At 39.3% G+C, this 23,706-nt stretch carries 24 protein-coding genes; 17 read left to right on the top strand and 7 right to left on the bottom strand.

Features of this window, described 5'->3' with window-relative positions:
* The first annotated feature begins 29 nt into the window (after positions 1 to 29).
* From ABEG20_RS17270 to ABEG20_RS17250, 5 genes are all read left to right on the top strand, one after another.
* Positions 30 to 773, top strand: a complete 744-nt coding sequence (locus ABEG20_RS17270) for a shikimate dehydrogenase family protein (RefSeq protein WP_406824495.1) — start codon at positions 30 to 32, stop codon at positions 771 to 773.
* A 77-nt stretch (positions 774 to 850) separates the two neighbouring features.
* The gene (locus ABEG20_RS17265) at positions 851 to 1,438 is read left to right on the top strand and encodes a gliding motility lipoprotein GldD (RefSeq protein WP_406824494.1); all 588 of its coding nucleotides are present in this window, start codon (positions 851 to 853) and stop codon (positions 1,436 to 1,438) included.
* Between the two features lie 49 nt (positions 1,439 to 1,487).
* Positions 1,488 to 2,126: an MBL fold metallo-hydrolase gene (locus tag ABEG20_RS17260; RefSeq protein ID WP_406824493.1), complete on the top strand. Its 639-nt coding sequence runs from the start codon at positions 1,488 to 1,490 to the stop codon at positions 2,124 to 2,126.
* A gap of 108 nt (positions 2,127 to 2,234) precedes the next feature.
* Positions 2,235 to 3,470, top strand: a complete 1,236-nt coding sequence (locus ABEG20_RS17255; protein ID WP_406824492.1) for an ABC transporter permease — start codon at positions 2,235 to 2,237, stop codon at positions 3,468 to 3,470.
* Position 3,471: 1 nt separating this feature from the next.
* The gene (locus tag ABEG20_RS17250) at positions 3,472 to 3,855 is read left to right on the top strand and encodes a hypothetical protein (RefSeq protein WP_406824491.1); all 384 of its coding nucleotides are present in this window, start codon (positions 3,472 to 3,474) and stop codon (positions 3,853 to 3,855) included.
* Between the two features lie 558 nt (positions 3,856 to 4,413).
* On the opposite strand, the gene ABEG20_RS17245 is transcribed toward ABEG20_RS17250, so the two are convergent.
* The 3 genes from ABEG20_RS17245 to ABEG20_RS17235 all read right to left on the bottom strand — a co-directional run bounded on the left by ABEG20_RS17245 (position 4,414) and on the right by ABEG20_RS17235 (position 9,154).
* Positions 4,414 to 6,081: a sodium/sugar symporter gene (locus ABEG20_RS17245; protein WP_406824490.1), complete on the bottom strand. Its 1,668-nt coding sequence runs from the start codon at positions 6,079 to 6,081 to the stop codon at positions 4,414 to 4,416.
* 195 nt (positions 6,082 to 6,276) lie between these two features.
* Positions 6,277 to 7,608, bottom strand: coding sequence for a xylose isomerase (gene xylA / locus ABEG20_RS17240; protein ID WP_265851154.1), 1,332 nt, complete (start codon positions 7,606 to 7,608; stop codon positions 6,277 to 6,279).
* A gap of 61 nt (positions 7,609 to 7,669) precedes the next feature.
* Positions 7,670 to 9,154, bottom strand: a complete 1,485-nt coding sequence (locus tag ABEG20_RS17235; RefSeq protein ID WP_406824489.1) for a xylulokinase — start codon at positions 9,152 to 9,154, stop codon at positions 7,670 to 7,672.
* A 188-nt stretch (positions 9,155 to 9,342) separates the two neighbouring features.
* Between ABEG20_RS17235 and ABEG20_RS17230 the strand changes: the two genes are divergently transcribed.
* From ABEG20_RS17230 to ABEG20_RS17215, 4 genes are all read left to right on the top strand, one after another.
* A complete protein-coding gene (locus ABEG20_RS17230) occupies positions 9,343 to 9,678 on the top strand; it encodes a tRNA-binding protein (RefSeq protein WP_406824488.1) in 336 nt (111 codons plus the stop codon).
* Positions 9,679 to 9,927: 249 nt separating this feature from the next.
* Positions 9,928 to 10,395, top strand: coding sequence for a nucleoside deaminase (locus ABEG20_RS17225; protein ID WP_406824487.1), 468 nt, complete (start codon positions 9,928 to 9,930; stop codon positions 10,393 to 10,395).
* Between the two features lie 844 nt (positions 10,396 to 11,239).
* Entirely contained in the window at positions 11,240 to 11,848 is a 609-nt protein-coding gene (locus tag ABEG20_RS17220; RefSeq protein ID WP_090497809.1) for a superoxide dismutase, read from the top strand.
* Between the two features lie 96 nt (positions 11,849 to 11,944).
* Complete coding sequence (locus tag ABEG20_RS17215; protein WP_406824486.1) at positions 11,945 to 12,406, top strand: hypothetical protein; 462 nt, start codon at positions 11,945 to 11,947, stop codon at positions 12,404 to 12,406.
* Between the two features lie 265 nt (positions 12,407 to 12,671).
* Here the strand turns inward: ABEG20_RS17215 and ABEG20_RS17210 are convergent, their stop codons facing one another.
* The gene (locus ABEG20_RS17210; protein WP_406824485.1) at positions 12,672 to 13,604 is read right to left on the bottom strand and encodes a LysR substrate-binding domain-containing protein; all 933 of its coding nucleotides are present in this window, start codon (positions 13,602 to 13,604) and stop codon (positions 12,672 to 12,674) included.
* 220 nt (positions 13,605 to 13,824) lie between these two features.
* Between ABEG20_RS17210 and ABEG20_RS17205 the strand changes: the two genes are divergently transcribed.
* Positions 13,825 to 14,952: a glycoside hydrolase family 130 protein gene (locus ABEG20_RS17205; RefSeq protein ID WP_406824484.1), complete on the top strand. Its 1,128-nt coding sequence runs from the start codon at positions 13,825 to 13,827 to the stop codon at positions 14,950 to 14,952.
* 52 nt (positions 14,953 to 15,004) lie between these two features.
* Here ABEG20_RS17205 and ABEG20_RS17200 read toward each other — a convergent pair whose 3' ends face one another.
* Positions 15,005 to 15,931: a GDP-L-fucose synthase family protein gene (locus ABEG20_RS17200; protein ID WP_406824483.1), complete on the bottom strand. Its 927-nt coding sequence runs from the start codon at positions 15,929 to 15,931 to the stop codon at positions 15,005 to 15,007.
* 112 nt (positions 15,932 to 16,043) lie between these two features.
* On the opposite strand from ABEG20_RS17200, the gene trmB reads away from it, so the two are divergent.
* From trmB to ABEG20_RS17175, 5 genes are all read left to right on the top strand, one after another.
* Positions 16,044 to 16,694, top strand: a complete 651-nt coding sequence (gene trmB / locus ABEG20_RS17195) for a tRNA (guanosine(46)-N7)-methyltransferase TrmB (RefSeq protein WP_406824482.1) — start codon at positions 16,044 to 16,046, stop codon at positions 16,692 to 16,694.
* Entirely contained in the window at positions 16,694 to 17,029 is a 336-nt protein-coding gene (locus tag ABEG20_RS17190; RefSeq protein WP_406824481.1) for an MGMT family protein, read from the top strand. The genes trmB and ABEG20_RS17190 overlap by 1 nt, the downstream gene beginning before the upstream one ends.
* A 62-nt stretch (positions 17,030 to 17,091) precedes the next feature.
* Positions 17,092 to 17,445 carry a carboxymuconolactone decarboxylase family protein gene (locus ABEG20_RS17185; protein ID WP_406824480.1) on the top strand — a complete coding sequence of 118 codons (354 nt, stop codon included), beginning with the start codon at positions 17,092 to 17,094 and terminating at the stop codon, positions 17,443 to 17,445.
* A 103-nt stretch (positions 17,446 to 17,548) separates the two neighbouring features.
* Entirely contained in the window at positions 17,549 to 17,923 is a 375-nt protein-coding gene (locus ABEG20_RS17180; RefSeq protein ID WP_406824479.1) for a four helix bundle protein, read from the top strand.
* A 32-nt stretch (positions 17,924 to 17,955) separates the two neighbouring features.
* Positions 17,956 to 18,546 (top strand): DNA-3-methyladenine glycosylase I, encoded by a 591-nt coding sequence (locus tag ABEG20_RS17175; protein WP_406824478.1) that lies wholly within the window; start codon positions 17,956 to 17,958, stop codon positions 18,544 to 18,546.
* 47 nt (positions 18,547 to 18,593) lie between these two features.
* On the opposite strand, the gene ABEG20_RS17170 is transcribed toward ABEG20_RS17175, so the two are convergent.
* The gene (locus tag ABEG20_RS17170) at positions 18,594 to 19,277 is read right to left on the bottom strand and encodes a hypothetical protein (protein WP_406824477.1); all 684 of its coding nucleotides are present in this window, start codon (positions 19,275 to 19,277) and stop codon (positions 18,594 to 18,596) included.
* A 147-nt stretch (positions 19,278 to 19,424) separates the two neighbouring features.
* Between ABEG20_RS17170 and polA the strand changes: the two genes are divergently transcribed.
* Together polA and ABEG20_RS17160 are read left to right on the top strand one after the other, a co-directional pair.
* The gene (gene polA, locus ABEG20_RS17165) at positions 19,425 to 22,232 is read left to right on the top strand and encodes a DNA polymerase I (protein ID WP_406824476.1); all 2,808 of its coding nucleotides are present in this window, start codon (positions 19,425 to 19,427) and stop codon (positions 22,230 to 22,232) included.
* A 240-nt stretch (positions 22,233 to 22,472) separates the two neighbouring features.
* Positions 22,473 to 22,814 carry a hypothetical protein gene (locus ABEG20_RS17160; protein ID WP_406824475.1) on the top strand — a complete coding sequence of 114 codons (342 nt, stop codon included), beginning with the start codon at positions 22,473 to 22,475 and terminating at the stop codon, positions 22,812 to 22,814.
* Between the two features lie 186 nt (positions 22,815 to 23,000).
* On the opposite strand, the gene ABEG20_RS17155 is transcribed toward ABEG20_RS17160, so the two are convergent.
* Entirely contained in the window at positions 23,001 to 23,678 is a 678-nt protein-coding gene (locus ABEG20_RS17155; RefSeq protein WP_406824474.1) for a metal-dependent hydrolase, read from the bottom strand.
* Positions 23,679 to 23,706 lie beyond the last annotated feature (28 nt).

Genomic DNA, 23,706 nt, shown 5'->3' with positions numbered 1-23,706 from the left:
AATCTGTAAGGTTTGCTTGTTATATCAATATGAAAACATACGGCTTAATCGGGTACCCACTTTCTCATTCTTTCTCCAAAAAATATTTCACAGAAAAATTTCAAAATGAGGGGATAACCGATCATCAATATGAGCTTTTTCCTATTGCTGATATTAAATCATTGCCCGATCTGCTGAATGATCACCCATCACTATGTGGTCTTAACGTAACTATTCCGCATAAAGTTAATGTGCTCTGCTATTTAAATGAAGTAGATGAAGCTGCAGAAAAAATTGGTGCCGTAAATTGTATTTCGATCAAATATTTTGAAGGTGAAACCTATTTAAAAGGTTTTAATACCGATGCATATGGTTTTGAAGAATCGCTAAAACCATTGATAGGACCACAACATAACAAAGCACTTGTTTTTGGTGATGGCGGCGCGGCTAAAGCCGTAAAATATGTTTTAGAAAAGTTAAACATTCAATATCAGGTGGTGGTAAGAACGGCTGCTCCCGGTGCTATTCTATATTCTGAAATTACGCCTGAAATTTTAACTTCACACCAGTTATTGATCAATACCACACCCTTGGGAATGTCGCCAAATATTGATACCTTTCCAGAGATTGATTACAGTTTAGTAGGACCAGGGCATTTGGCTTACGATTTAGTGTACAATCCGCTGGAAACCGCGTTTTTGGCTAAAGCTGCTGAACGTGGTGCGGCAGTTAAAAACGGTTTGGAAATGCTTTACAAACAAGCCGAAAAAGCCTGGACAATCTGGAATAAATAATGAAAAACTTGTCGTAAATGCGATATTAACAACAGCCTGCTCCAGACGATCACGGAAACAATCTTCGATAAATAGCTATGAAACTAAAACAACTGATCTGTATTCCATTTGTACTGCTTTTGTTCATAACAGCTTGTCAGGACCACGATTACAGCCCGAAGCCAAAAGCTTATTTCAGGATCATGTTTCCAGAAAAAGCCTATACAGCATTTAGCAAACCTGTTCCTTTTACCTTCAAATATCCTACCTACTCCGTAATAGAGCAAGATCAAAGCCGTGATGCCCAACAAAACTGGTATAACCTGCACTTTAAACAGTTTAATGGCTTTTTGCATTTAACTTATTATGATGTTTCGGGTAAAAGCGAGTATGATGAAATGGTTGAAGATGCCCGGAAACTTGCGTTCAAACATACCATAAAAGCAAGCGCGATTGATCAGAAGATCATCAATTATCCTGACCGTAAAGTTTATGGCATTTATTACGCCATTGAAGGGAATACGGCATCTTCTGTTCAGTTTTTTTTAACAGATAGTGCCAGGCACTATTTTAGAGGGGCTTTATATTTTAATGAACGCCCACAATACGATTCTATTGAGCCTGTTGTTAAATTTATCAAAAAGGACATCGATACCTTGATTTCTACCTTCAGGTGGAAAAATTAATTTATTAATTGTTAATTCTGTTCCTGGAAACAGGCATTTTCTAAGACTTATGATAACAGTAAAAACCTTCACTTTTAACGCTTACAGCGAAAACACCTATGTACTTTACGATGAAACTAAAGAATGTGCCATTATCGATCCGGGTATGTATGAGGGGTTTGAGCAAAATGAACTAGCAGCTTTCATCAAACAGGAAGGTTTAAACCCGGTTTTATTGCTGAATACACATTGCCATCTTGATCATGTTTTTGGCAATAAGTTTGTGTCCGAAACCTATGGTTTAAAACCACAGTTTCATCAGGGCGAATTACCGATTTTAAATGCTGTTCCCGGTTATGGGCCATCAATGGGCTTTACCCGTTATGAGATATCGCCTCTTCCAGATACCTTTTTGCCTGAAACAGGAACTATTTCTTTTGGCAATAGCAAACTGACTTTAATTTTTGCTCCCGGACATTCACCGGCGCACCTGTGTTTTTACAATGCGGCTGATCATATTTTAATAGGTGGCGATGTACTTTTCTATGGCAGCATTGGCCGTACCGATCTGCCAGGTGGCAACCATCAGCAATTAATCCAAAACATTTCCGATAAACTTTTTGTCTTACCTGATGAAACCAAAGTTTATCCTGGCCATGGACCAGCAACAAGCATTGGTTTTGAGAAACAACATAACCCGTTTTTTTGATGTAAAATGTAAAATGGATAAGGGATGATGTAATTCACATCTTACATATTCCACTCACATATTCATCTTACATTACTGCCATCTTACATTTTAACTATCTTTACTGCTGTGAATACATCATTTTACATTGCCAAAAGGTATCTTTTTGCCAAAAAATCAACCAATGCCATTAACCTGATTTCAGGCATATCAATGGTAGGGGTAATGGTGGGCAGCGCTGCTTTGATTATTATCCTTTCTGTATTTAACGGTTTAGAAACAGTGGTGTTGAATATGTTCGATACCATTACTCCACAAATTGCAATTACACCAGCCAGGGGCAAAACCTTTGATCCTAATACAAGCTATTTTAATCAGCTGAGAAAAAATAAAGACGTTGCTGCATTTACCGAAGTACTGCAAGAAAACGCTTTGTTAAAATACAATGATAAGCAGGCTGTTGGAATGGTTAAAGGTGTAAGTTTAGATTATTTGAAGAACTCTAAATTAGACAGTACCATTAAAGAAGGCCGTTTTATATTGCATAATAAGAGCGGTGATAATGCGGTAATTGGTTCGGCCTTACAAAGTTATCTGGCTGTTAATACTGTTGATCCCTTTACCGAACTGGAAATTTATTCTCCAAAGAAGGATATCGCGGTAAATACAATAAATCCGGCCGACGATTTTGTGGTCAAAAATATTAGGGTAAGTGGTGTTTTTGAAGTGCAACAAGATTTCGACAATGGGATCATCGTTCCGCTCGGTTTTGCCCGCGGGCTGCTAGGAGAAGACAAAAATGTGTCTGCTATTGAGATCAATCTGCAGCCCGGCGTTGATGTAGATGATTTTAAAAATGAAATAATCGAAAAGGCTGGTCAGGATTATGAAGTCAGAAATCAGGCCGAACAAAATAAATCACTCTACCACATTTTAAACACCGAAAAATGGGCAGTATATATAATCCTTACTTTTATTCTAATTATTGCTATATTTAATATTATAGGGTCGTTAACCATGCTGGTAATCGATAAGGTAAAGGATGTTGCCATTCTGAGTAGTTTAGGTGCGGGCAAAAATCTAATCAAACGGATATTTTTATTTGAGGGCATGATGATCACCATGTCTGGCTGCGTGTTGGGTTTATTTATAGGAATTATATTTTATTATTTTCAGCATACCTATGGTTTTATTAAAATGGGAGATGAGGTAAATAAAACACTGGTAAGTTCTTATCCAATCGCATTAAAATGGAAGGATTTTGTTTTAGTTTTTGTTACGGTAGGTATCTTCTCATTTTTGGCATCTGCTTTGTCATCCAATTTAAGTGTTAAAAAGATAGATCAAATTAATCAAACTATATAAAATGAAGTTATTTAAACAGGCAATTGTATTCGTTGTGCTCCTTGGCGTAGCCGCTACAGCTTGTAACAGGAACGATAAAGCCGAAGGAGAAAAAAGTAACCTGAAAACTGTTAAAGGTTTGTATAGTTTTGGTCCTGAGGTGAAATCTTTTACCTTCTGCGAAGACGGGCGGGAATATTGGGTTAAAGACAGTGTAAAAAACCTGGAACTTTCGTATAGCAACTTAGGCTTCGAAAAACCCTATGAACCCGTATACGTAGAGTTGGAAGGTTATTTTGCGAAATCTGATACGGGCATCGTTTCCAGTGATTTCGATTCGACCTTAGTGGTGATGAAAGTGCTTAAAATCAGCAAAGAAATTCCTGATGGTCCCTGTGCGCAGTAATTCATAGAAAATTTCCTTTACAATTGTCTTGGTTTGTGTCTGCACGAACCAACTATCCTGTTCGTAGCGTTAAGCATAGCGTTTCTGCAGATTGATATATAGGATTGAATTTCAAGCCCAATATTTCCGGTTGAAAACAGGTTATTGTTATTAAAAGAAGTTCCGGTTAGCCAGTTTTGGTTAATTACATGATCTTAAATTATTATTGCTGTTTTTTAAGAAGCGCAATTGCAGTGCTAATCGGTTATTATAGTCCTGCTTTCTGTTATAAGTCCGCGCTCATGCTTCGCTTGCGGGCTTCCACTTCAATCAGGGCTATGTTGGCTGGAGTCTGTGCTACTATTAATCGCTTCTCCTGCCTGTCCTGTCCGTAGCGTTAAGCGCAGCGTCTCTACAGATTTAATCAATAAGATTGAGTTTTCACGTACGGTTAAGTGTAGCCTCTTTTCGGATGAATACATTCTTTACATAGAAAACCGTAAGTAAGCCATTAAATGAGCAAAAAAAATGCTCGCAATTTTAATTGCGAGCATTTTACATATTATATTGATTTTAATTTTACCAGAAAGTAGAGTAAAGGGCAACTAAAATTCCGAATACAATCAATGATCCAACGGCAAACGAAGGATGTACTTTGAACATGCTCGAATCTACTTCTAAACCATTAGATTTATCGCCTTTGCTGTTTTCGAACATACTGATGGCAAACATTACAATTATACAAACCACAAATACAATTCCCATTCTATCGAGGAAAGGTATTTCATAAACTCCATCGGCATTGGCTACCGAGAATCCAAAATTGTGAAGGAAAGATAAATCCATCATTCCTGGCAGGAATTTTAGCAATACGGATAAACCAAAACCACCTATAGTTGCAAATAAAGCTGCATTTGAAGTGGTTTTTTTCCAGAAGAAACCTAAAATAAACATGGCGAAAATACCAGGACTTACAAAACCTGTATACTCCTGAATAAACTCGAAACCACCTTTTTTATCAATACCTAAGAATGGCGAAATAGCAATTGCGATAGCCATTGCAATAATTACAACCACACGCCCGGTGCTTACCAGTTTTTTCTCACTCGCTTCTACGTTAATGTGTTTCTTGAAAATATCCAGCGTAAAAATGGTAGAGATACTATTGATTTTACCGGCTAATGAAGCAACAATTGCTGCAGTTAAAGCGGCAAAAGATAAACCTTTAAGTCCTGTTGGTAAAATACTTAATAAGGTAGGGTAAGCCCTATCCGGACGAAGCTCTCCGCCAGGCATCATTGAATTTACGTCAATACCTGTTTTTTCTGTGTACAACATATACACTGCAATACCTGGTAATACCACGATTAACGGCATCAAAAGTTTTAAAAAGGCAGCAAATAAAATACCAGCTCTCGCGGTTTTCAGATCAGCACCCAGCGCACGTTGTGTGATGTACTGGTTACAACCCCAATAGTTTAAGTTCACAATCCACATCCCGCCAAGCAATACTGTCATACCAGGTAGAGAAGCATAATTGGCACTATCTTTTTTAAAGATCATGTGGAAATGATCTGGCGCCTTTTCTCTTAAAAACGATAAACCATCCAGTACGCCATGACCACCAAAATGGTCGCTCACTAAATTAAGTGCTAAATAAGTAGTGGCCAAACCGCCGAAAATTAAAAACGCTACCTGGATTACATCCGTGTAACCAATTACTTTCATACCGCCTAATGCTATAATTACAGAAAAAATGGCCAGGCCGATCATACAATACCAAAAGCCAATACCCGAAATACTGCTTACAGCAAGCGCGCCCAGGTATAAGATAGAGGTTAAGTTTACCACCACATACAATAACAACCAAAACACAGCCATAATCATGGCTACAGTACCGTTGTAACGCTGACTTAAGAATTGTGGCATGGTGTAGATCTTATTTTTAAGATATACAGGAATAAAAAATGTGGCTACAATTACCAATGTTGCTGCTGCCATCCATTCGTAAGTGGAAATGGCCAATCCCATTTTAAATCCATCGCCGCTCATGGCTACAAATTGCTCAGCACTAATGTTCGAGGCAATTAAGGATGTACCAATAGCCCACCAGGTGAGCGAACCTTCTGCAAGAAAATAATCCTTGCTGCTCATCTGCTTTTGTTTTTTACGATGGTAAATCCAGAAACCGTAAATTGCTACAATGGCAAAGTAGGCTAGAAAAATAATGTAATCTGTGACTTTCATTTAAGTTATTTGGTTTAGAAATCTAAATGTAGTAAAATCATAAATTAATCTCCGCTTTTTTTGAATTAAAAAATGTTAAAGTGACGTTTATTAATTTAATCCATGGTCTGTGTCTCCACAGACTATGCTAATTAAATCAAACACAAGTGGTCTGTGAGGACACAGACCACGGAGATTACATTTTATAAAAATGAATTAAATATACCTGTTAATCAGGTTTTCAAGATATTCCTGCTTTCCGCTGCGTACCTCTGGTTCGCCGTTTTCTGCAGCGTAATTTCTTAGGTCTTCTAAACTTAACTTACCTTGTTCAAACTCGGCACCCTTTCCGCTATCAAATGAAGCATAGCGATCGGCTCTTACTTTTTTGTAATCAGATTTTTGAAGAATGGCATCTGCAGTAACTAGTGCCCTTGCAAAGATATCCATTCCGCCTACATGTGCATAGAATAAGTCTTTCTGATCGGTAGAGTTACGGCGTATTTTCGCATCGAAGTTTACACCTCCACCCTGTAAGCCACCACCCTCTAAAATGATCAGCATGGTTTCCGTTAGTTCGTTAATATCATTCGGGAACTGGTCGGTATCCCAGCCGTTCTGGTAATCGCCGCGGTTTGCATCGATAGAGCCTAATAAGCCATTGTCTACTGCAACCTGTAGTTCATGCTGGAAAGTATGGCCTGCCAGCGTGGCGTGGTTAACTTCTAAATTTAATTTAAAGTCTGCCAACAGATCATATTGTTGTAAAAAGCCTTTTACGGTTGCTGCATCGTAATCGTATTGGTGTTTAGAAGGCTCACATGGTTTCGGCTCAATAAAGAATGTTCCTTTGAAACCCTGTTTGCGTGCATAATCTTTAGCCGTATGTAAAAATTTTGCCAAATGCTCCTGCTCACGTTTCATATTGGTATTCAATAGGCTCATATAGCCTTCTCTTCCACCCCAGAAAACATAATTTTCGCCGCCAAGGGCAATGGTAGCATCTAGTGCTGCTTTAACCTGGGCAGCGCCGTGTGCCAGCACATGAAAATCCGGATTGGTAGATGCGCCGTTCATATAGCGCTTATGGCTAAATAAATTGGCGGTTCCCCATAACAGTTTTACGCCGCTGTCTGCTTGTTTTTGTTTGGCATATTCAACAAGCGCTTGTAATCTGCGCTCGTTTTCGGCAACGTCATCACCATAATCTACCACATCCACATCATGGAAACAATAATATGGGATTTGCATTTTGGTAATAAATTCAAAGGCTGCATCCATTTTATCTTTTGCACGCTCTACTGCATCTTTTTTCTCATCCCATGGGAAAACGTGTGTTGCACCTCCGAACGGATCGGCACCATTACCATTAAATGAATGCCAGTAAGCACAAGCAAACTTAAAATGCTCGCTCATGGTTTTGCCAGCTACTACTTTGTTGGCGTCATACCATCTAAATGCTAATGGATTATCGCTTTCCAGGCCTTCAAATTTGATTTGCTCAATGCCTTTGAAAAATTCAGTTGCTCCGGTTACTACTTTTGTCATATTTTTTGTTTTTGATTCTTGGTTTGTTGGTTCATAGTTGATAGCCGATGGCTTTGAACCATTAACCAATTTTTAATTGTTTTTCTAATATTTTTTTCCAATCCTGATAGATTGGTTCATACATAGCTGAATGCTGCGGTACTAAAGTTTTGATTACTTTGTGGTTGCTAAAAGCTTCTTCTGCGCTTTTAAAAATGCTGGCGCCTATACCTGCACCCAAGGCTGCGCCTACACTGCCGTCGTTTTCGTAAAGTTCAACCGGAATGCCCGTAACATCTACAAAAGTTTGTGCAAATACATCACTTAAAAACAGGTTCGCCCTTCCGGCGCGGATCACTTTTGGCTGCATGCCGTTTTCGCGCATAATATCCAATCCATAACGGAAAGAAAAAGCAATCCCTTCTTGTACCGCCCTGAAGATATCTGATTGCTGGTGAAGGTTTAAATCGATACCCAATAACGCTGCTCCTGTATATTGGTTATTTAACATCCGTTCTGCACCATTGCCAAAAGGAAGTACTTTTAAACCGTTGCTGCCTATTGGTGCTTTTGAAGCCAGCATATTCAGGTCTGCATAGGTAGACTGTGGTGCGAAGACATGTTTTGCCCAACGGTACATGCTGCCGGTGCCATTAATACAAAGCAAAACACCGGTATGCTTTTTTTCTGCAGAATAAGTTACATGTGCAAAGGTATTCACTCTCGATTGGTTATCGTAGGTAAGCTCATCGCTTACGCCGTAAATTACCCCCGATGTTCCGGCTGTAGCGGCAACCTCCCCGGGTTTTAATACGTTTAGGGAGAGTGCATTGTTCGGTTGATCGCCAGATTTATAAGCAACCGGAATACCGGCCGGTAGATTTAATGAATTTGCAATATCGGTTTTTAAATAACCATGTTCCGAAAATAAAGGTTTAACCGTTGGGATCAGGTTCCCCGAAATCCCATAATAATCCATTACATCTTTAGAAATTTCGTGGCTTTCAAAATCCCAAAAAATCCCTTCAGATAGTGCCGAAATACTTGTTGTAATTTCTCCGGTTAATTTCATGGCGATAAAATCGCCCGGGAGCATGATTTTATCAATGCGGTTATAGATATCTGGCTCATTTATTTTAACCCAGCCCAGTTTGGATGCCGTAAAGTTGCCCGGAGAGTTTAACAGATGTTTTAAGGATTTTTCGTGGCCAATGGCCTCAAAAGCATCGTTGCCCAGTTCAACGGCCCTGCTATCGCACCAGATGATACTATCGCGGAGCACCTGTTGGTTTTGATCTACTACGACCAGGCCATGCATCTGGTACGCAATACCAATGGCTTTAATTTCTTTCGGATCAAAAAGACCTGTCGAATTTAATTTAAGGATGGCTTGTTGAACATTATGCCACCAGTCATCAGGCGATTGTTCTGCCCAGCCCGACTGTAAAGATTTAATGGCAGTCTCCTCTTCCGGATATTGAACGGAGGTTATATTTTTTTGTGTAGCTGCATCAACAATGGCAACCTTAATGGATGAGGTACCTAAATCAATCCCTAATAAATACATGCTTTCATCTAATTTTAATATTTGGTTATGCAAACGGTTGCATAAAGATAGCGGTAAAAATATAAAACGCAAATTTTTTATAAAAACCTGTTAAAATTAATGCAAACGATTGAATCGAATTAATATATTCCAGGTCGATTTAGAATGCCAGACAATTTATATTTTTGTCTCAGATACAATGACTATATATGGAACAGATTACATGGGACGATTTTGAAAAAGTAGAATTAAGGGTAGGTACTATTTTAGCGGCCTTCGAATTTCCGGAAGCCAGAAGACCTGCATATCAATTGAAGGTAGATTTTGGTGAATTTGGCATTAAAATGAGCAGCGCACAAATCACCAAACATTATACATTGGAAGAATTACCGGGAAAACAGATTGTTGGCGTGATAAACTTCCCTAAAAAACAGATCGGAAAATTTATGTCCGAATTTTTAGTAACCGGATTTGCAGATGAAAATGGCGATATCGTATTAACTACGGTGGAGCGTGAGGTGCCAAATGGAAGTAAATTGGTTTAATCGTTAGCTTCCGAAGTTTACACCTAGTTGCAGCGGCCAATTAGCCCTGATTGCAGCGGAAAGCCCGCAATGCCGGTTTTTCACCGGGAGAGGACTTGGAGCGTAAAGCAGGACTGAAGCAGCCGATAAGCGCTGACACTGCGCTCCAAACCTAACCAATTTTTAACTTAGACTTCAGCAGTTTTGCCAGCCCTCTGCCTTTGGAACCTTTGGAAGTCTTTTTGGCCATTATTACCCTATATTTGCCTCATGAGTTTTTACAATTTCGAGAATACCGATCCTGAGGAAGAAGACATTCATTATATGAAACTGGCTCTGGAAGAAGCCAAAAAAGCTTTAGCTGAGGATGAGATTCCGATCGGGGCCATTGTGGTCAGTAAAAACAGGATTATTGGCCGCGGATACAATTTGACAGAGCGTTTTAACGATGTTACCGCCCATGCAGAAATGCAGGCTTTTACCTCGGCATCTCAAACCATTGGTGGGAAATATTTACGGGATTGCACTTTATATGTAACCATTGAGCCTTGTGTAATGTGTGCAGGTGCAAGTTACTGGACACAGATTGGCCGTATTGTGTATGGTGCCAGAGAAGAAAAAAGGGGATTTATTTCCAAAAACGCAAACCTGCTGCACCCTAAAACGGTATTAAAGGGTGGTGTAATGGCGGAGGAGTGTGGAGCGTTAATGAAGGGATTTTTTGCGAAGAAGAGGTAGATTGAGTTGATGTTCCGTAATACTGTAGTTCATTGCCTAATAGGAGACTGTCTCATCCATGTAGATTTTCATCCTGAGGGATAATTTATTGGATAAAAATCAATATGAATGACGTATACATTTATTTTTTTTGCCCAGGTCGAAGCCTTGCCTCGGCTACCGATGAAAAATCGGTACAGGTCCGCCGCCGCCGAAGGGCTCTTTCTTTTTGATGTCAAAAAGAAACAAAACCGAAGCATTGCCGAGCTCATTAATACAGATAAAAAACAATAGACAACCATTAATAAAACACCGGCTGAAAATTTATTCATTCGTTTTTGCATAATTCAGCTGCATTCATGAAGGCTGCGCCATTTTCTTTCGAATCTAGTGGGATGCCTTTGTCAGTGTAGCCCGAAAAATTTGTTAGGCCGGATTTAAGCGGAACGGAGATACGGTGCTAAGGCCTAGCTATGCGGAAATGCATAGGTTTCACAAGTCGCTCATTAATAAATATTTGCAAAATAACGTCAATGGTAGCTTATCAAAGGACCTATTTTAAATGCCTTACAAGGCCGTTTTGACAGGCTCAACATGAACGACAATTTGATGAGAAAGCCTCTTAGTGAGATCTGTATTTGTATGCGTTTTAGATATAAATGTCGATACAATCGTCTTTCTCATGCATCCCGTATTTCAAATCGGGACGATGGTAATTTTTCTCAAAACCTTCCAACATTAAAACCTTCAACATTACAACATTAACTCAGAAAACGATTTGATGATAATAACATGAACAAATCTTAACGTTCTAATGTTATATTTGCTACAAGAAATATTTTTAAATCTTTAAACATAAAACATTATGGCTTTTGAATTACCTGCGTTACACTACGCAACCGATGCATTAGAACCGCATATTGATAAAACTACCATGGAGATTCACCATGATAAACACCACCAGGCTTATGTTACCAACTTAAACAAAGCGTTAGAAGGTAAACCAGAGGCGAATTCAAGCATCGAAGAAATTGTAAAACACATTTCAAAATTTCCTGCTGCGGTTAGAAACAATGGCGGTGGTCACTATAACCACTCTTTATTCTGGAACATTTTAGGTCCAAATAAAGGTGGTGAGCCAACCGGCGATTTAGCTAAAGCAATTAACGAAACTTTTGGTTCGTTTGCTGATCTTAAAACTAAATTACAAGAAGCTGGCGCTACCCGTTTTGGTTCAGGCTGGGCCTGGTTATCGGTAGGTGCTGATAAAAAACTTCAGGTTTCTTCTACACCAAACCAGGATAATCCTTTAATGGATGTTGCCGAAGTAAAGGGAACGCCAATTTTGGGTATCGATGTTTGGGAGCACGCTTATTATTTGAAATACCAAAACAAACGCCCTGATTATTTAGCGGCAATCTGGAATGTAATTAACTGGGATGCTGTTGCTGAACTTTATAAAAAAGCTTTATAAGCTCAATAGGCTATAAAATTTAAGAGAAGTCCCGGTGTAAACCGGGACTTTCTTGTTTTAAGATAATTAAGTAACTTCGCCTATAAAATATTTGGAATGAAAAGGCTTGTAATCTTATTTTTAATTGTTGTTGGTGTGAATGGGCTAGTGTGCGCGCAACAGAATAAAGTACCTACTCCAGCGGAAATTGCACAGAAGAATGTGGAGGATCTTGAGAAGCGCTTAAAGCTTAACGGGACGCAAAAAAGTGTAATCTACAGCTTTACCTATAACCAGGCGAAAGAACAGGCTGATTTAATCAAAAGACAGCAGGCAGGTAACTCACGTGAGGAAGATGTAGATAAATTCTACAAACTACAGAACGAAACCTCAAAGAATATCCGCAATGTTTTAAGGCCCGAGCAACAAACCGAATATGATAAAATCATTGAGGAGCGTTTAAGCGGTAAAGGCTTAAAAGGTAAAAACAAGAAAAAGAAAAAGGGTGAAGAGGAAGAAGTGGAAAGTGATATTAAAGGATTATTATCCGCGCCTCCGGTGGAAAAACAAAATCAGTAGTATTTTTTATTAATCATTTTAGAAGATAAAAATCTCGCTGAAACAGGGTTTGCGCGTGCAGATCTTGTGAATAAAGACAAAGGTTAGGCTTTTGAGCCCTGACATTCTCTATTATTGATCATATCTTTACCTGAGGCGTCACCCTGAATTATTTCAGGGTCTTATTGTGTGCTAGATGCTGAAATAAATTCAGCATGACGATTGCGTGGGTAAAGTCAATCAATGTCTGCTTTACTCAATTCCCCTTCAGACTTACCGGTACAATCTAAATCCCCACAACATCTTTTTTCTTTTTCTGCTTCATTGCTTTCGGGATAATCGCTAAAATCTCATCTTTTAAAGCGTTAAGCATCCGTTTTTTAATGAAGTTTTTATGTGTAACCAAACTAATCTCGCGTACAGGTTCAGGTGATTTAAAATGGCGTATTTTGCCGGATTGTTTAGCGTTAAGCTCGGCTATGGCCAGTTCTGGTAATAAGGTAGCCCCGCCATTTAAATCAACCATACGAACCAGGGTTTCTACGCTGCCGGTATTATACTCTAATCCCTGTAATCTATTATTTTTGGTAGAACGGCAAATGTTCAATACCTGGTTGCGCATACAATGGCCTTCATTTAAGAGCCAGATGTTCTCATCGTTCAGGTCCTCTGCATCAACAGCCTTTTTTTTGTAAAGCTTGCTGTTTTTGCTGATGTAACTTACAAAGTTTTCATAATATAATGGAGTTTCCGTAATGTTCGGATCGGTAAGTGGTGTAGCTAGAATACCACAATCGAGTACACCGGTCTTCAGGTGGTGGATAATGTCTTCGGTGGTATATTCCCAGATCAAAAGTTTTAATTCAGGGTATTTGTCCAGCATGGCCGAAATCACCTCAGGCAATAAATATGGCGCGATAGTAGGAATTACACCAATTTTCAGTTCACCCAGTACATCTTGCTGCTGACTGCTGATCAGCTCTTTAATTTTTCCGCTTTCCTGTAAGATGATTCTGGCCTGTGCAATAATCTGCGCACCAATTTCTGTCGGACTTACGGGCTGTTTGCTCCTGTCGAAAATTTTAACGCTGATTAATTCCTCCAGTTTTTGAACCTGCATACTTAGGGTAGGCTGGGTTACAAAACACTTTTCGGCAGCAGTTACAAAACTTCTATAAGTATCTACGGCAACAATATATTCGAGTTGAACTAAAGTCATATAGGTAAAATTTATTGATAGTCCCAAATATATCAATTTTAACTATAATAGAAAATGTTCTGCGTTTGTAACATGATCAGGTTTGAATGGTTTGAACTAAAATTTCTCATTAAAATGAACCATTTAAACAAAAGATTAAACAGCGGTTTTAATCTGATTGATTTAATTTAGGGTAATTATACTATGACCAGCTTAGCAGATTAATTAGTATTTTAGTTTTATGAACAGAACCATTTTACGCCTGTATTTTCTTGTTTTCTTTTTTCCGCTAGCCTTTGCGGTAAATGCCCAGAACAAACTCCCAGAGTGGGCACTTGGGCCATTTGTACGACCAGGAAATGTTAATCCCATTATTTCCCCAAAAACAGAAAGTGTTTTCATGGATCCCATATTCAAGCAAAAAATAGCCTGGGAGGCCGGCGATGTATTTAATCCAGCTGCTACAGTTCACAAAAATAAGATTTATGTACTATATCGCAGTGAAGATCGCTCTGGCACTGGGATCGGAATGCGTACTTCCAGAATAGGGATTGCGGAAAGCAGTGATGGTATTAAAATGAAACGTAGTCCTGAGCCAGTACTCTATCCGGATGAGGATGGACAGAAAGCAAACGAATGGCCAGGCGGTTGCGAAGACCCTCGCATTGCTGTTACAGCAGAGGGTTTATATGTCATGTTCTATACGCAATGGAACCGCAATATATTCCGCCTTGCGGTAGCCACTTCCAAAGATTTAAAACACTGGACCAAACATGGTCCTGCGTTTAGTAAAGCCTATCATGGTAAATTTAAGGATCTCAAATGCAAATCCGGTTCAATTGTTACCAGGTTAGAAAACGGTAAACAGATCATCGCCAAGATAAACGGTAAATACATGATGTACTGGGGCGAACGTTTTATGAATATTGCGACCTCTGTTGATCTCCTCAATTGGAAACCGGCTTTAAATCCAGCAGGTGATCTGGATATGATTGTGAAGCCTAGAAAGCATTATTTCGATAGCGACCTCACAGAATGCGGTCCGCCGGCCATTGTTACAGATCAAGGTATATTAGTACTTTATAATGGTAAGAACAGAGGGGATGCCGGCCGTGATACCAATTACGTGTCCAATACTTATTCTGCCGGACAGGTTCTGTTTGATCTCAAAAACCCCTCAAAAGTGATAGCGCGGTTGAATCAGCCTTTTTTCGTGCCGACTGCATCTTTCGAAAAAAGTGGGCAATACCCATCTGGTACGGTTTTTATCGAAGGATTGGTTTATTTCAAAAAGAAATGGTTTTTATACTATGGTTGTGCAGATAGCCGGGTGGCCGTAGCCATTTATGATCCTGTTGTTAAAAAATAAGGTGTAAATAAAAAGTGCGCAGGTTATACTGCGCACCGTTGTGAGAATTATTTTAGTACCGGCTTTCAAAATCCTGATATGCCAGGGCAATACCTTCTTTAAGTTCAATTTTATGTTTCCAACCTAAATGATGAAGTTTACTCACATCCATTAATTTACGCGGTGTGCCATCTGGTTTAGTGGCATCGAATACCAATTCGCCATCAAAGCCTAAAACATCTTTAATCAGCAAGGCCAGGTCTTTGATGGTTAAATCATGTCCGGTACCAATATTGATCAGGTGTGGTTCGTTATAATTTTGCATTAAGAAATAACAGGCATCTGCTAAATCATCGGCAAATAAAAATTCGCGCATGGGTGAGCCTGATCCCCAAACCACTACTTCTTTTTCATCGTTCACTTTTGCCTCATGTACCTTACGGATCAAAGCGGGTAAAACATGCGAATTCTGAGGATGATAGTTATCATTAAAGCCATATAAATTTGTTGGCATTACAGAGATAAAATTACAGCCATACTGATCGCGATAGGCATCGCACATTTTAATGCCTGCAATTTTGGCAATGGCATAAGGTTCGTTGGTAGGCTCTAAAGTTCCGGTCAAAAGATAATCCTCTTTTAAGGGCTGCGGAGCCATTTTAGGATAGATACAGCTTGAGCCCAGGAACATCAGCTTTTTAACACCAGCTACATAAGCATTGTGGATTACGTTATTTTGTATGGCTAAATTCTCGTAAAGGAAATCGGCACGGTAGGTGTTGTTGGCTTCAATGCCACCTACCTTTGCTGCTGCAAGAAACACATAATCAGGTCTTTCTGTAGAGAAGAAATCGGTGACAGCCTGCTGGTTCCGAAGATCAAGCGCTGCTGAAGTTCTGGTAACAATGTTTTCGTAACCTTCTTTTTGCAGTTTGCGGTAAATGGCCGAACCTACCATACCACGATGGCCTGCAACATATATTTTCGCGTTTTTTTTCACGGTAATTTGTATAGGTAACAAAAATACGATTCCCATACTAGATTGGCACTAATCTTTACAGCAAAAAAAACTCCTATTGTTGATTTAATTGTATTTTTGCAGAAAAAAACTTTTGGGTAAAGATAAACTTAGGCGTTTTGCTGAAATAGAAACATTCGCAAACGTATATCAATTAGAACAAGGGAAAGCTTTAAAGGGGAACTGGGCTTCAACACATTTTAAAAACACAAACCCCATTGTGCTTGAGCTGGCCTGTGGAAAAGGCGAATATTCGGTAAATCTGGCCAGGCTATTCCCGGAGAAAAATTTCATTGGTGTAGATTACAAAGGCAACCGCATCTGGCGCGGAGCCAAAACGGCTATTGAAGATGGGATTGATAATGTTGCTTTTTTAAGGATACAGATCGAAAACTTACTGGATTACTTTAATGAAGGCGAGATTGATGAAATCTGGATCACCTTTCCCGACCCTCAGCCACAGGACAGCCGTGAGAAAAAACGTTTAACTTTTCCGGCATTTTTGAACCGTTATAAACTGGTGTTAAAACCAGGCGGGAATGTTAATCTGAAAACAGATAACGACCAACTGTATGCTTACACCTGCGAAAAGGTTGCAGAATTGAATCTGCCTGTACATAAAAACACCGATCATCTGTACACTTCAGATCTGGTTGATGAGGTACTGTCAATCAAAACCTATTACGAGAAGAAATACTTGTTGCACGATAAAAATATTAACTACATTCAGTTTTCTTTTGAATAATGGATACCAACTTTTACGAACAGGTGTATGAGATTGCCCGGTTAATTCCGAAAGGAAGGGTTACTTCTTATGGCGCTATCGCGAAAAGTTTAGGTGCAGCAAAATCATCAAGAATGGTTGGACATGCCATGCTTTATGCCGGAACAGCGCACCCCAAGGTGCCGGCACACCGCGTAGTAAACAGTAGCGGCCTGCTTACCGGGAAGTTTCATTTTAAGCCACCAGAACTAATGGAAGAACTGCTGAGAGAAGAAGGTGTTGAAGTGAAGAACGATAAGGTGGTAAACTTTAAAAAAGTATTCTGGAATCCGCTGGAAGAAATCAACCTTGATTGAATAAAATAATAGTAACGTCATTCTCTCATTCAAAAAATCATTTATTCAATAATTAATTACACATGGGAAAGCTTATAGAAGAGTTTAACAGCTATCGCGAAAAAATGAACGATAGAATTATGGAAACGGCAAATACGAATATCAAACGTTTTTTTGCGCTTGATACAACCACTTATGCCAATGGAGCTTTAGATGTTAAAACGAAAGAGATGTTGGGCCTGGTTGCCTCTATGGTTTTGCGTTGTGATGATTGCATAAAGTACCACCTGGGCAAATGTTTCGATGCTGGTGTAAACCATGATGAGATGAACGAAATCTTCATGATCGCCAATCTGGTAGGTGGCAGCATTGTAATCCCGCATTACCGGAGAGCTGTAGAGTATTGGGACGAGTTAAGTTTGGAGTCGGGAGTTTAGCGTTGGGAGTTTCCTTGCATGTCGCAGATTAGAGACGCGAGTTTTCAAAATGGGAATTCTTAAATTGACTAAATAAAGCAATTGAATGTTCTTATATTTAGTTATGGGAACAATTAAGGATTTATTAGCTTATCAGAAAGGATTTAAACTTTCAATGGAAATATTCCAGATCTCAAAAAGATTTCCATCAGAAGAAAAATATAGTTTAACAGATCAGATCAGGAGATGTTCAAGAAGTGTTTGTGCAAACCTAGCAGAAGCCTACAGAAAACGAAAATACCCAAATCATTTTGTGAGCAAGCTCTCCGACGCAGACACCGAAAATGGTGAAACCCAAACATGGCTAGAATTTGCTTTAGCATGTAATTACATTTCTATTGATGAATTTGATATATTAAATAACCAAGCAGAGGAAGTAGCAAAATTGTTGGTGTATATGATGAATAACCCAGAAAAGTTTCTAATCAATCGCTCTTAGTACCTTGCTGTTGCAACTCCCAACTCAGCTCTATGCCGACTCAAAACTCCCAACCCCAAACTCCAAACTCAACTATACGTTGTTCCTGGGCTGGCTCCGATCCACTCTATATCAAATACCACGATGAAGAATGGGGAAAGCCTGTTTATGATGATCAAATTTTGTTCGAATTTTTAATACTGGAAGGTGCGCAGGCAGGTTTAAGCTGGATTACCATTCTCCGCAGGCGAGAAAATTACCGCAAGGCTTTTGCAGGTTTTGACGTTAATAAAGTAGCTGCTTTTACCGAAAAAGACGTAGAAAGGTTGATGAATGATGAGGGCATTATCCGCAACCGTTTAAAGGTAAATGGCGCCATTACCAATGCCAAACTATTTATCGAAATCCGGAAAGAATTTGGCAGCTTTTCTAAATACATGTGGAGTTTTGTTCCAGGGAACAAGCCTATTTTAAATCAAATTGAGAAAATGAGTGATGTTCCACCGCGGACTGAACTCTCTGACCGCATCAGTAAGGACATGAAAAAACGCGGCTTTAAGTTTTTCGGTACGACCATATGCTATGCTTACATGCAGGCCACGGGGATGGTGAACGATCATTTATTAAACTGCTGTGCAAGATAATTTTTACCCGAATGATTCTGTAAATCCTTTAATCTCCAAATCCTGCTTTATTTTTTTGTTGCATTATACTCCTTTACCCATTCAATAACATCCCGGCTGTTAAAATCTGTTCCGGCTTCAATTTTGGCTTTTAAGGCAGGTTGATCGCCAATTTTCTGCAAAAGGATATTTTTAACCTCCATTTTTCTGGTTTCGTCGGTTATGGCTTTCATCGGCACCTCTTGTAAAGGCCCTGCGCCAGGTTTTTCGATAAAATAGCGAACAGCAGGTGCACCAGCAGGTCTTTCCGGTGCAGCATTACGTCCGCCACCAATGCTAATACCTCCGCCCATACCCATGCCACCAAAGCCACCGGTTCCGGTACCGATACCAATTGAAGGTCTGAATTTTACCTTTTTCTCTTTTACTTGGGGAACCAGGGTGCCTCCACCAAAAGCGTAAAGATTTACGGTTCCCATTTCGATTACCTTAACAAAACGATATTCGAAATTACGCCCATTTGCAAATCCTTTGCTCACAAAGCTATCACCATTCCAGAAGAAATTTTTAACATCTTTTGCTGGCAAAATCATGTCGGCTTCATCATTGGCACTGATAAAAACAGAAAAATAATCCGTGCCTTTTATTGTCCCGCGGATGACATCATCATTGTTTTTAACGATAAAATCTTGCGCAAAAATTGCAGATGCCGATGCAAAAATCAGTATTAACAGAGGTATGGCTTTTTTCATATCTATTCGATTTTAAAAACAACGCAATTTAACTGGTTTTAAGATACAGTTCATAAAATTTCGTGTTATAGTTCCTTAGATTATTAACTTTGATTAATTTATCAGAGATTTCATCTTTTCGGTGTAATCATTAAATCAGTGTATCAAATGAATAAAAAACTCTTTCTCCTCGATGGTATGGCGCTCATGTACAGGGCGCATTTTGCACTCAGTAAAAATCCGCGTTTTACCTCAACAGGTATCAATACATCGGCAGTGATGGGCTTTACCAATACCTTATTGGATGTTTTGAAGAAAGAAAAACCAACACATATTGCAGTGGTTTTTGATACTGATGCACCTACTGAAAGACATACCTCTTTTGAAGCCTATAAGGCGCACCGCCAGGCCATGCCCGAAGACCTGGCTGCAGCAATGCCTTATGTACTTAAATTGATTACCGGTTTCAATATTCCTGTAATTACTTCTGATGGATATGAAGCTGATGATATTATTGGTACCCTGGCAAAAAAAGCGGAACAAAAGGGTTATCAGGTTTATTGTATGACACCTGATAAGGATTTTGCACAACTGGTTTCTGAAAATATTTTTATTTATAAACCAGCCCGCATGGGCAACGATATGGAAATATTGGGGGTAAAAGAAGTGTTGGCCAAATGGGAGATTGAAAATGTATTACAGGTAATTGATATTTTGGGTTTGTGGGGCGATGCCGTAGATAATATCCCAGGTATCCCGGGTATCGGCGAGAAAACTGCAAAAGCGCTGATTAAACAATACGGTTCTATGGAGAATATTATTGCGAACGCTCATGAGCTAAAAGGTAAACAACGCGAAAACGTAGAAAATTTTGCAGAACAGGGATTAATTTCCAAAAAACTAGCTACCATTCTGTTAGATGTTCCGGTTGAATTGGACGAAGCCAGTTTAGAACTTTGCGACCCGAGCCGCGACTTGTTGGAGCCATTATTTACCGAATTAGAATTCAGGACATTGGGTCGCAGGGTATTTGGTGATGAATTTTCGGTAACCACAGCACGCTTTCAAGAGGGTACACAAACAGATTTATTTGGCAATCAATCAGGAGAAGCCATCCAGTATACCAATACGCTGCAGGAAGAGCCCGAAGAAAAACTACCCGCTAAAACCATTGAAAATACGGAACACGATTATCAGCTGGTTGACTCTGCTGAGCAACGTGCCAATTTGATCAGGTTGTTACTTGCTGAAAAACGAATATCATTCGATACCGAAACCACAGGTACAGATGCAAACATGGCCGATTTAGTGGGTTTATCATTCTCTGTTAAACCTGGAACAGGTTATTATATTCCGGTTCCTGCAGAAAGGGAAGAAGCGCAGTTAATTGTTGATGAGTTTAGGGTGGTATTGGAAAATGAGGACATCACGAAAATCGGTCAGAATACCAAATATGATATCCTGGTTTTAAAATGGTATGGCGTAGAGGTAAAAGGAAAACTTTTTGATACCATGCTGGCGCACTATTTAATCGATCCCGATACCCGCCACGGGATGGATGTGCTATCAGAGAACTATTTGGGTTACTCGCCAATTTCTATTACGAAACTAATCGGTGCAAAAGGTAAAAACCAGATTACTATGCGCGATGTTCCAGTCGTAGATGTGGTAGATTATGCTGCAGAAGATGCCGATGTAACGTTGCAATTGGCAAATACCTTTGACCCTAAATTAAAGGAGTTAAATGCAGCCAAATTAGCCGAAGAAATTGAAAATCCGTTGGTTTACGTATTGGCAGACATCGAAAAGGAAGGCGTTAGGATTGACATTGAGACTTTACGAGCGTATTCTAAAGAACTGGAGACCGAAATCATCAAGTTCGAACAGAATGTGTATGATAAGGCCGGAATAAAATTTAACCTGGCTTCACCAAAACAATTGGGAGAGGTTTTATTTGATAAACTTCAGCTCGATCCCAAAGCCAAAAAGACCAAAACCGGTCAGTACCAAACTGGAGAAGATGTTTTGACGGCACTGGCCAGTAAAAGTGATATTGTACAGGATATTTTAGATTTCCGGCAGTTACAGAAACTGAAATCAACCTATGTTGATGCCTTGCCGCTGATGGTTAATCCCAAAACAGGGAGGGTGCATACATCCTACAATCAGGCCGTTGCAGCAACTGGAAGATTAAGCTCTAATAACCCGAATTTACAGAATATCCCCATCCGTACGGAACGTGGAAGGGAAGTGCGTAAAGCTTTTATCGCGAGGGATGAAAACCACATTTTGTTATCGGCCGATTATTCGCAGATAGAATTGCGCATTATTGCCGAGATTAGCAAAGAAGAAAATATGCTTGATGCTTTTAACAAAGGGATCGATATCCACACGGCAACAGCGGCCAAAGTATATGGAGTAAGTATTGAAGAAGTAGATGGAACACAACGCAGAAATGCCAAAGCGGTTAACTTCGGAATCATATACGGTCAATCTGCCTTTGGTTTATCACAGAACTTAGGTATTCCGCGTAAGGAAGCTGCCGAGATCATTGAGCAGTACTTTGCACAATACCCTGGTATTAAACGTTACATGAGTGATACGATGAACTTTGCACGCGAGAACGGATTTGTAGAAACCATTATGGGCAGAAGACGTTATTTAAGAGACATTAACTCCGCTAACCAAACTGTAAGGGGCTTTGCTGAACGAAATGCCATTAACGCGCCTATACAAGGCTCTGCGGCCGATATGATCAAAATTGCCATGATCAACATCCACAAAGAGATGAAAGCACAAAAATTGCAGTCAACCATGACCATGCAGGTACATGACGAGTTGGTCTTTGATGTACTGAAATCGGAAAAAGAAACGATGAAAGCCATTATCCGGGATAAGATGGCCAATGCCATTAAATTAACCGTACCGATTGTGGTAGAAATTGGGGAGGGCGAAAATTGGCTGGCTGCGCATTAAAATTTGGAATATAACCTAACCAAATCAGCAGAATAGATTTTATTAATCGAGATCCCAACAATACAATGTTAATTGGGCAATATTTAAAAAATAGAAATATTCGTTATCTTCATTAAAACTTCATATCGATTCAGGAATTTTATATCAATAAAAATAACGAGTAAAACAAAAATCAGAAATTATGAAACCTCGGAGTGAAACGAAGAAGCTTCATAACAATTAAAAAAAAATCTAAAAAATATGAAAAAGTTATTGAGTTTAATCGCAATCGCAGCATTTGGTTTAACAACAGCATTTGCTCAAACACCAGCAACAACAGCTCCGGCTAAAGCTAAAACAGTTGTAAAAAAAGAAGTAAAAACAACAACAGCACCAGTTAAAGCAGGCGCAAAACAAGAGGCTAAAAAAGTAGAAACTAAAACAACTACTACAGCCGCCAAGATAAAGGCAGACGGTACCCCAGATATGCGTTTTAAAGAAAATAAAGCAAAAGCAGTAACTAAAGTTGCTGGTCCAACTAAAAAAGATGGTACAGCTGATATGCGTTACAAAGCAAACAAAGCTGCTGCTAAAAAGAACTAGGTTCAGGTTTATAATTTGAAGGGTCTTCAATGAAAATTGAAGGCCCTTTTTTGTTTTAATTGCAACAGATTGAAAGTAGTATCAGAGACTAGTCCATGAAAAGGTCGTCATTCCCGCACAGGCGGGAATCTTAAAGCTTACTGCATTAAGATTCCCAATAAAGTTGGGAATGACGGTTCGCCGAAACTATAAACTTATTGTCTCACCAATTTCTGGTAATAATAAGGTTTTCTTTTCACGTGCAAATTTATCTAAAGCAGTCTGGGTATCAATTTCGATTACAGGGAAAGTATTATAATGTACACCAATTACCTTGTCGCAATCGAAATATTTGGTTGCTATCAAAGCATCATCAACATCCATGGTATAATTTCCGCCAATTGGTAAGATGGCGTAATCCAGGTTGTAAATCTCAGCTAAAACTTTCATCTCAACAGTTAAACCTGTATCGCCGGCAAAATAAATCTGTTTGCCATCTATTTCAAGCACAAAACCAGCAGGGTTTCCGCCATAACTTCCATCGGGTAAGCTGGATGAGTGTATGGCAGGTACCATCCGTACGGTTCCCCAGTCGAAAGTAAATTTACCAAAATTCATTCCGTGCACTTTCTCTATACCCTGCTTCGAAACCCAATCAATAATCTCCGGCATCGCAATTACCGTAGCCTGAGTTTGTTTAGCCAACTCAACCAAATCTGCTACATGGTCTGCATGACCGTGGCTCACCAAAATGTAATCAGCTTCAATCGCTTTAATATCTATATTTTTAGCTATTGGGTTATGTGATATAAATGGGTCGAATAATAGTTTTTTACCAGCTGCCTCCAACAAGAAGCATGATTGGCCGTAATAAGTATATTTCATCGTTTTAGTATCAAGTAGAGGGTTTTTA

The organism is Pedobacter sp. KACC 23697, assembly GCF_045348445.1.
Classification (GTDB): Bacteria; Bacteroidota; Bacteroidia; order Sphingobacteriales; family Sphingobacteriaceae; genus Pedobacter.
Note: the sequence above shows the minus strand (reverse complement) of the source record. Positions and strands in the feature narration are given on the sequence as shown.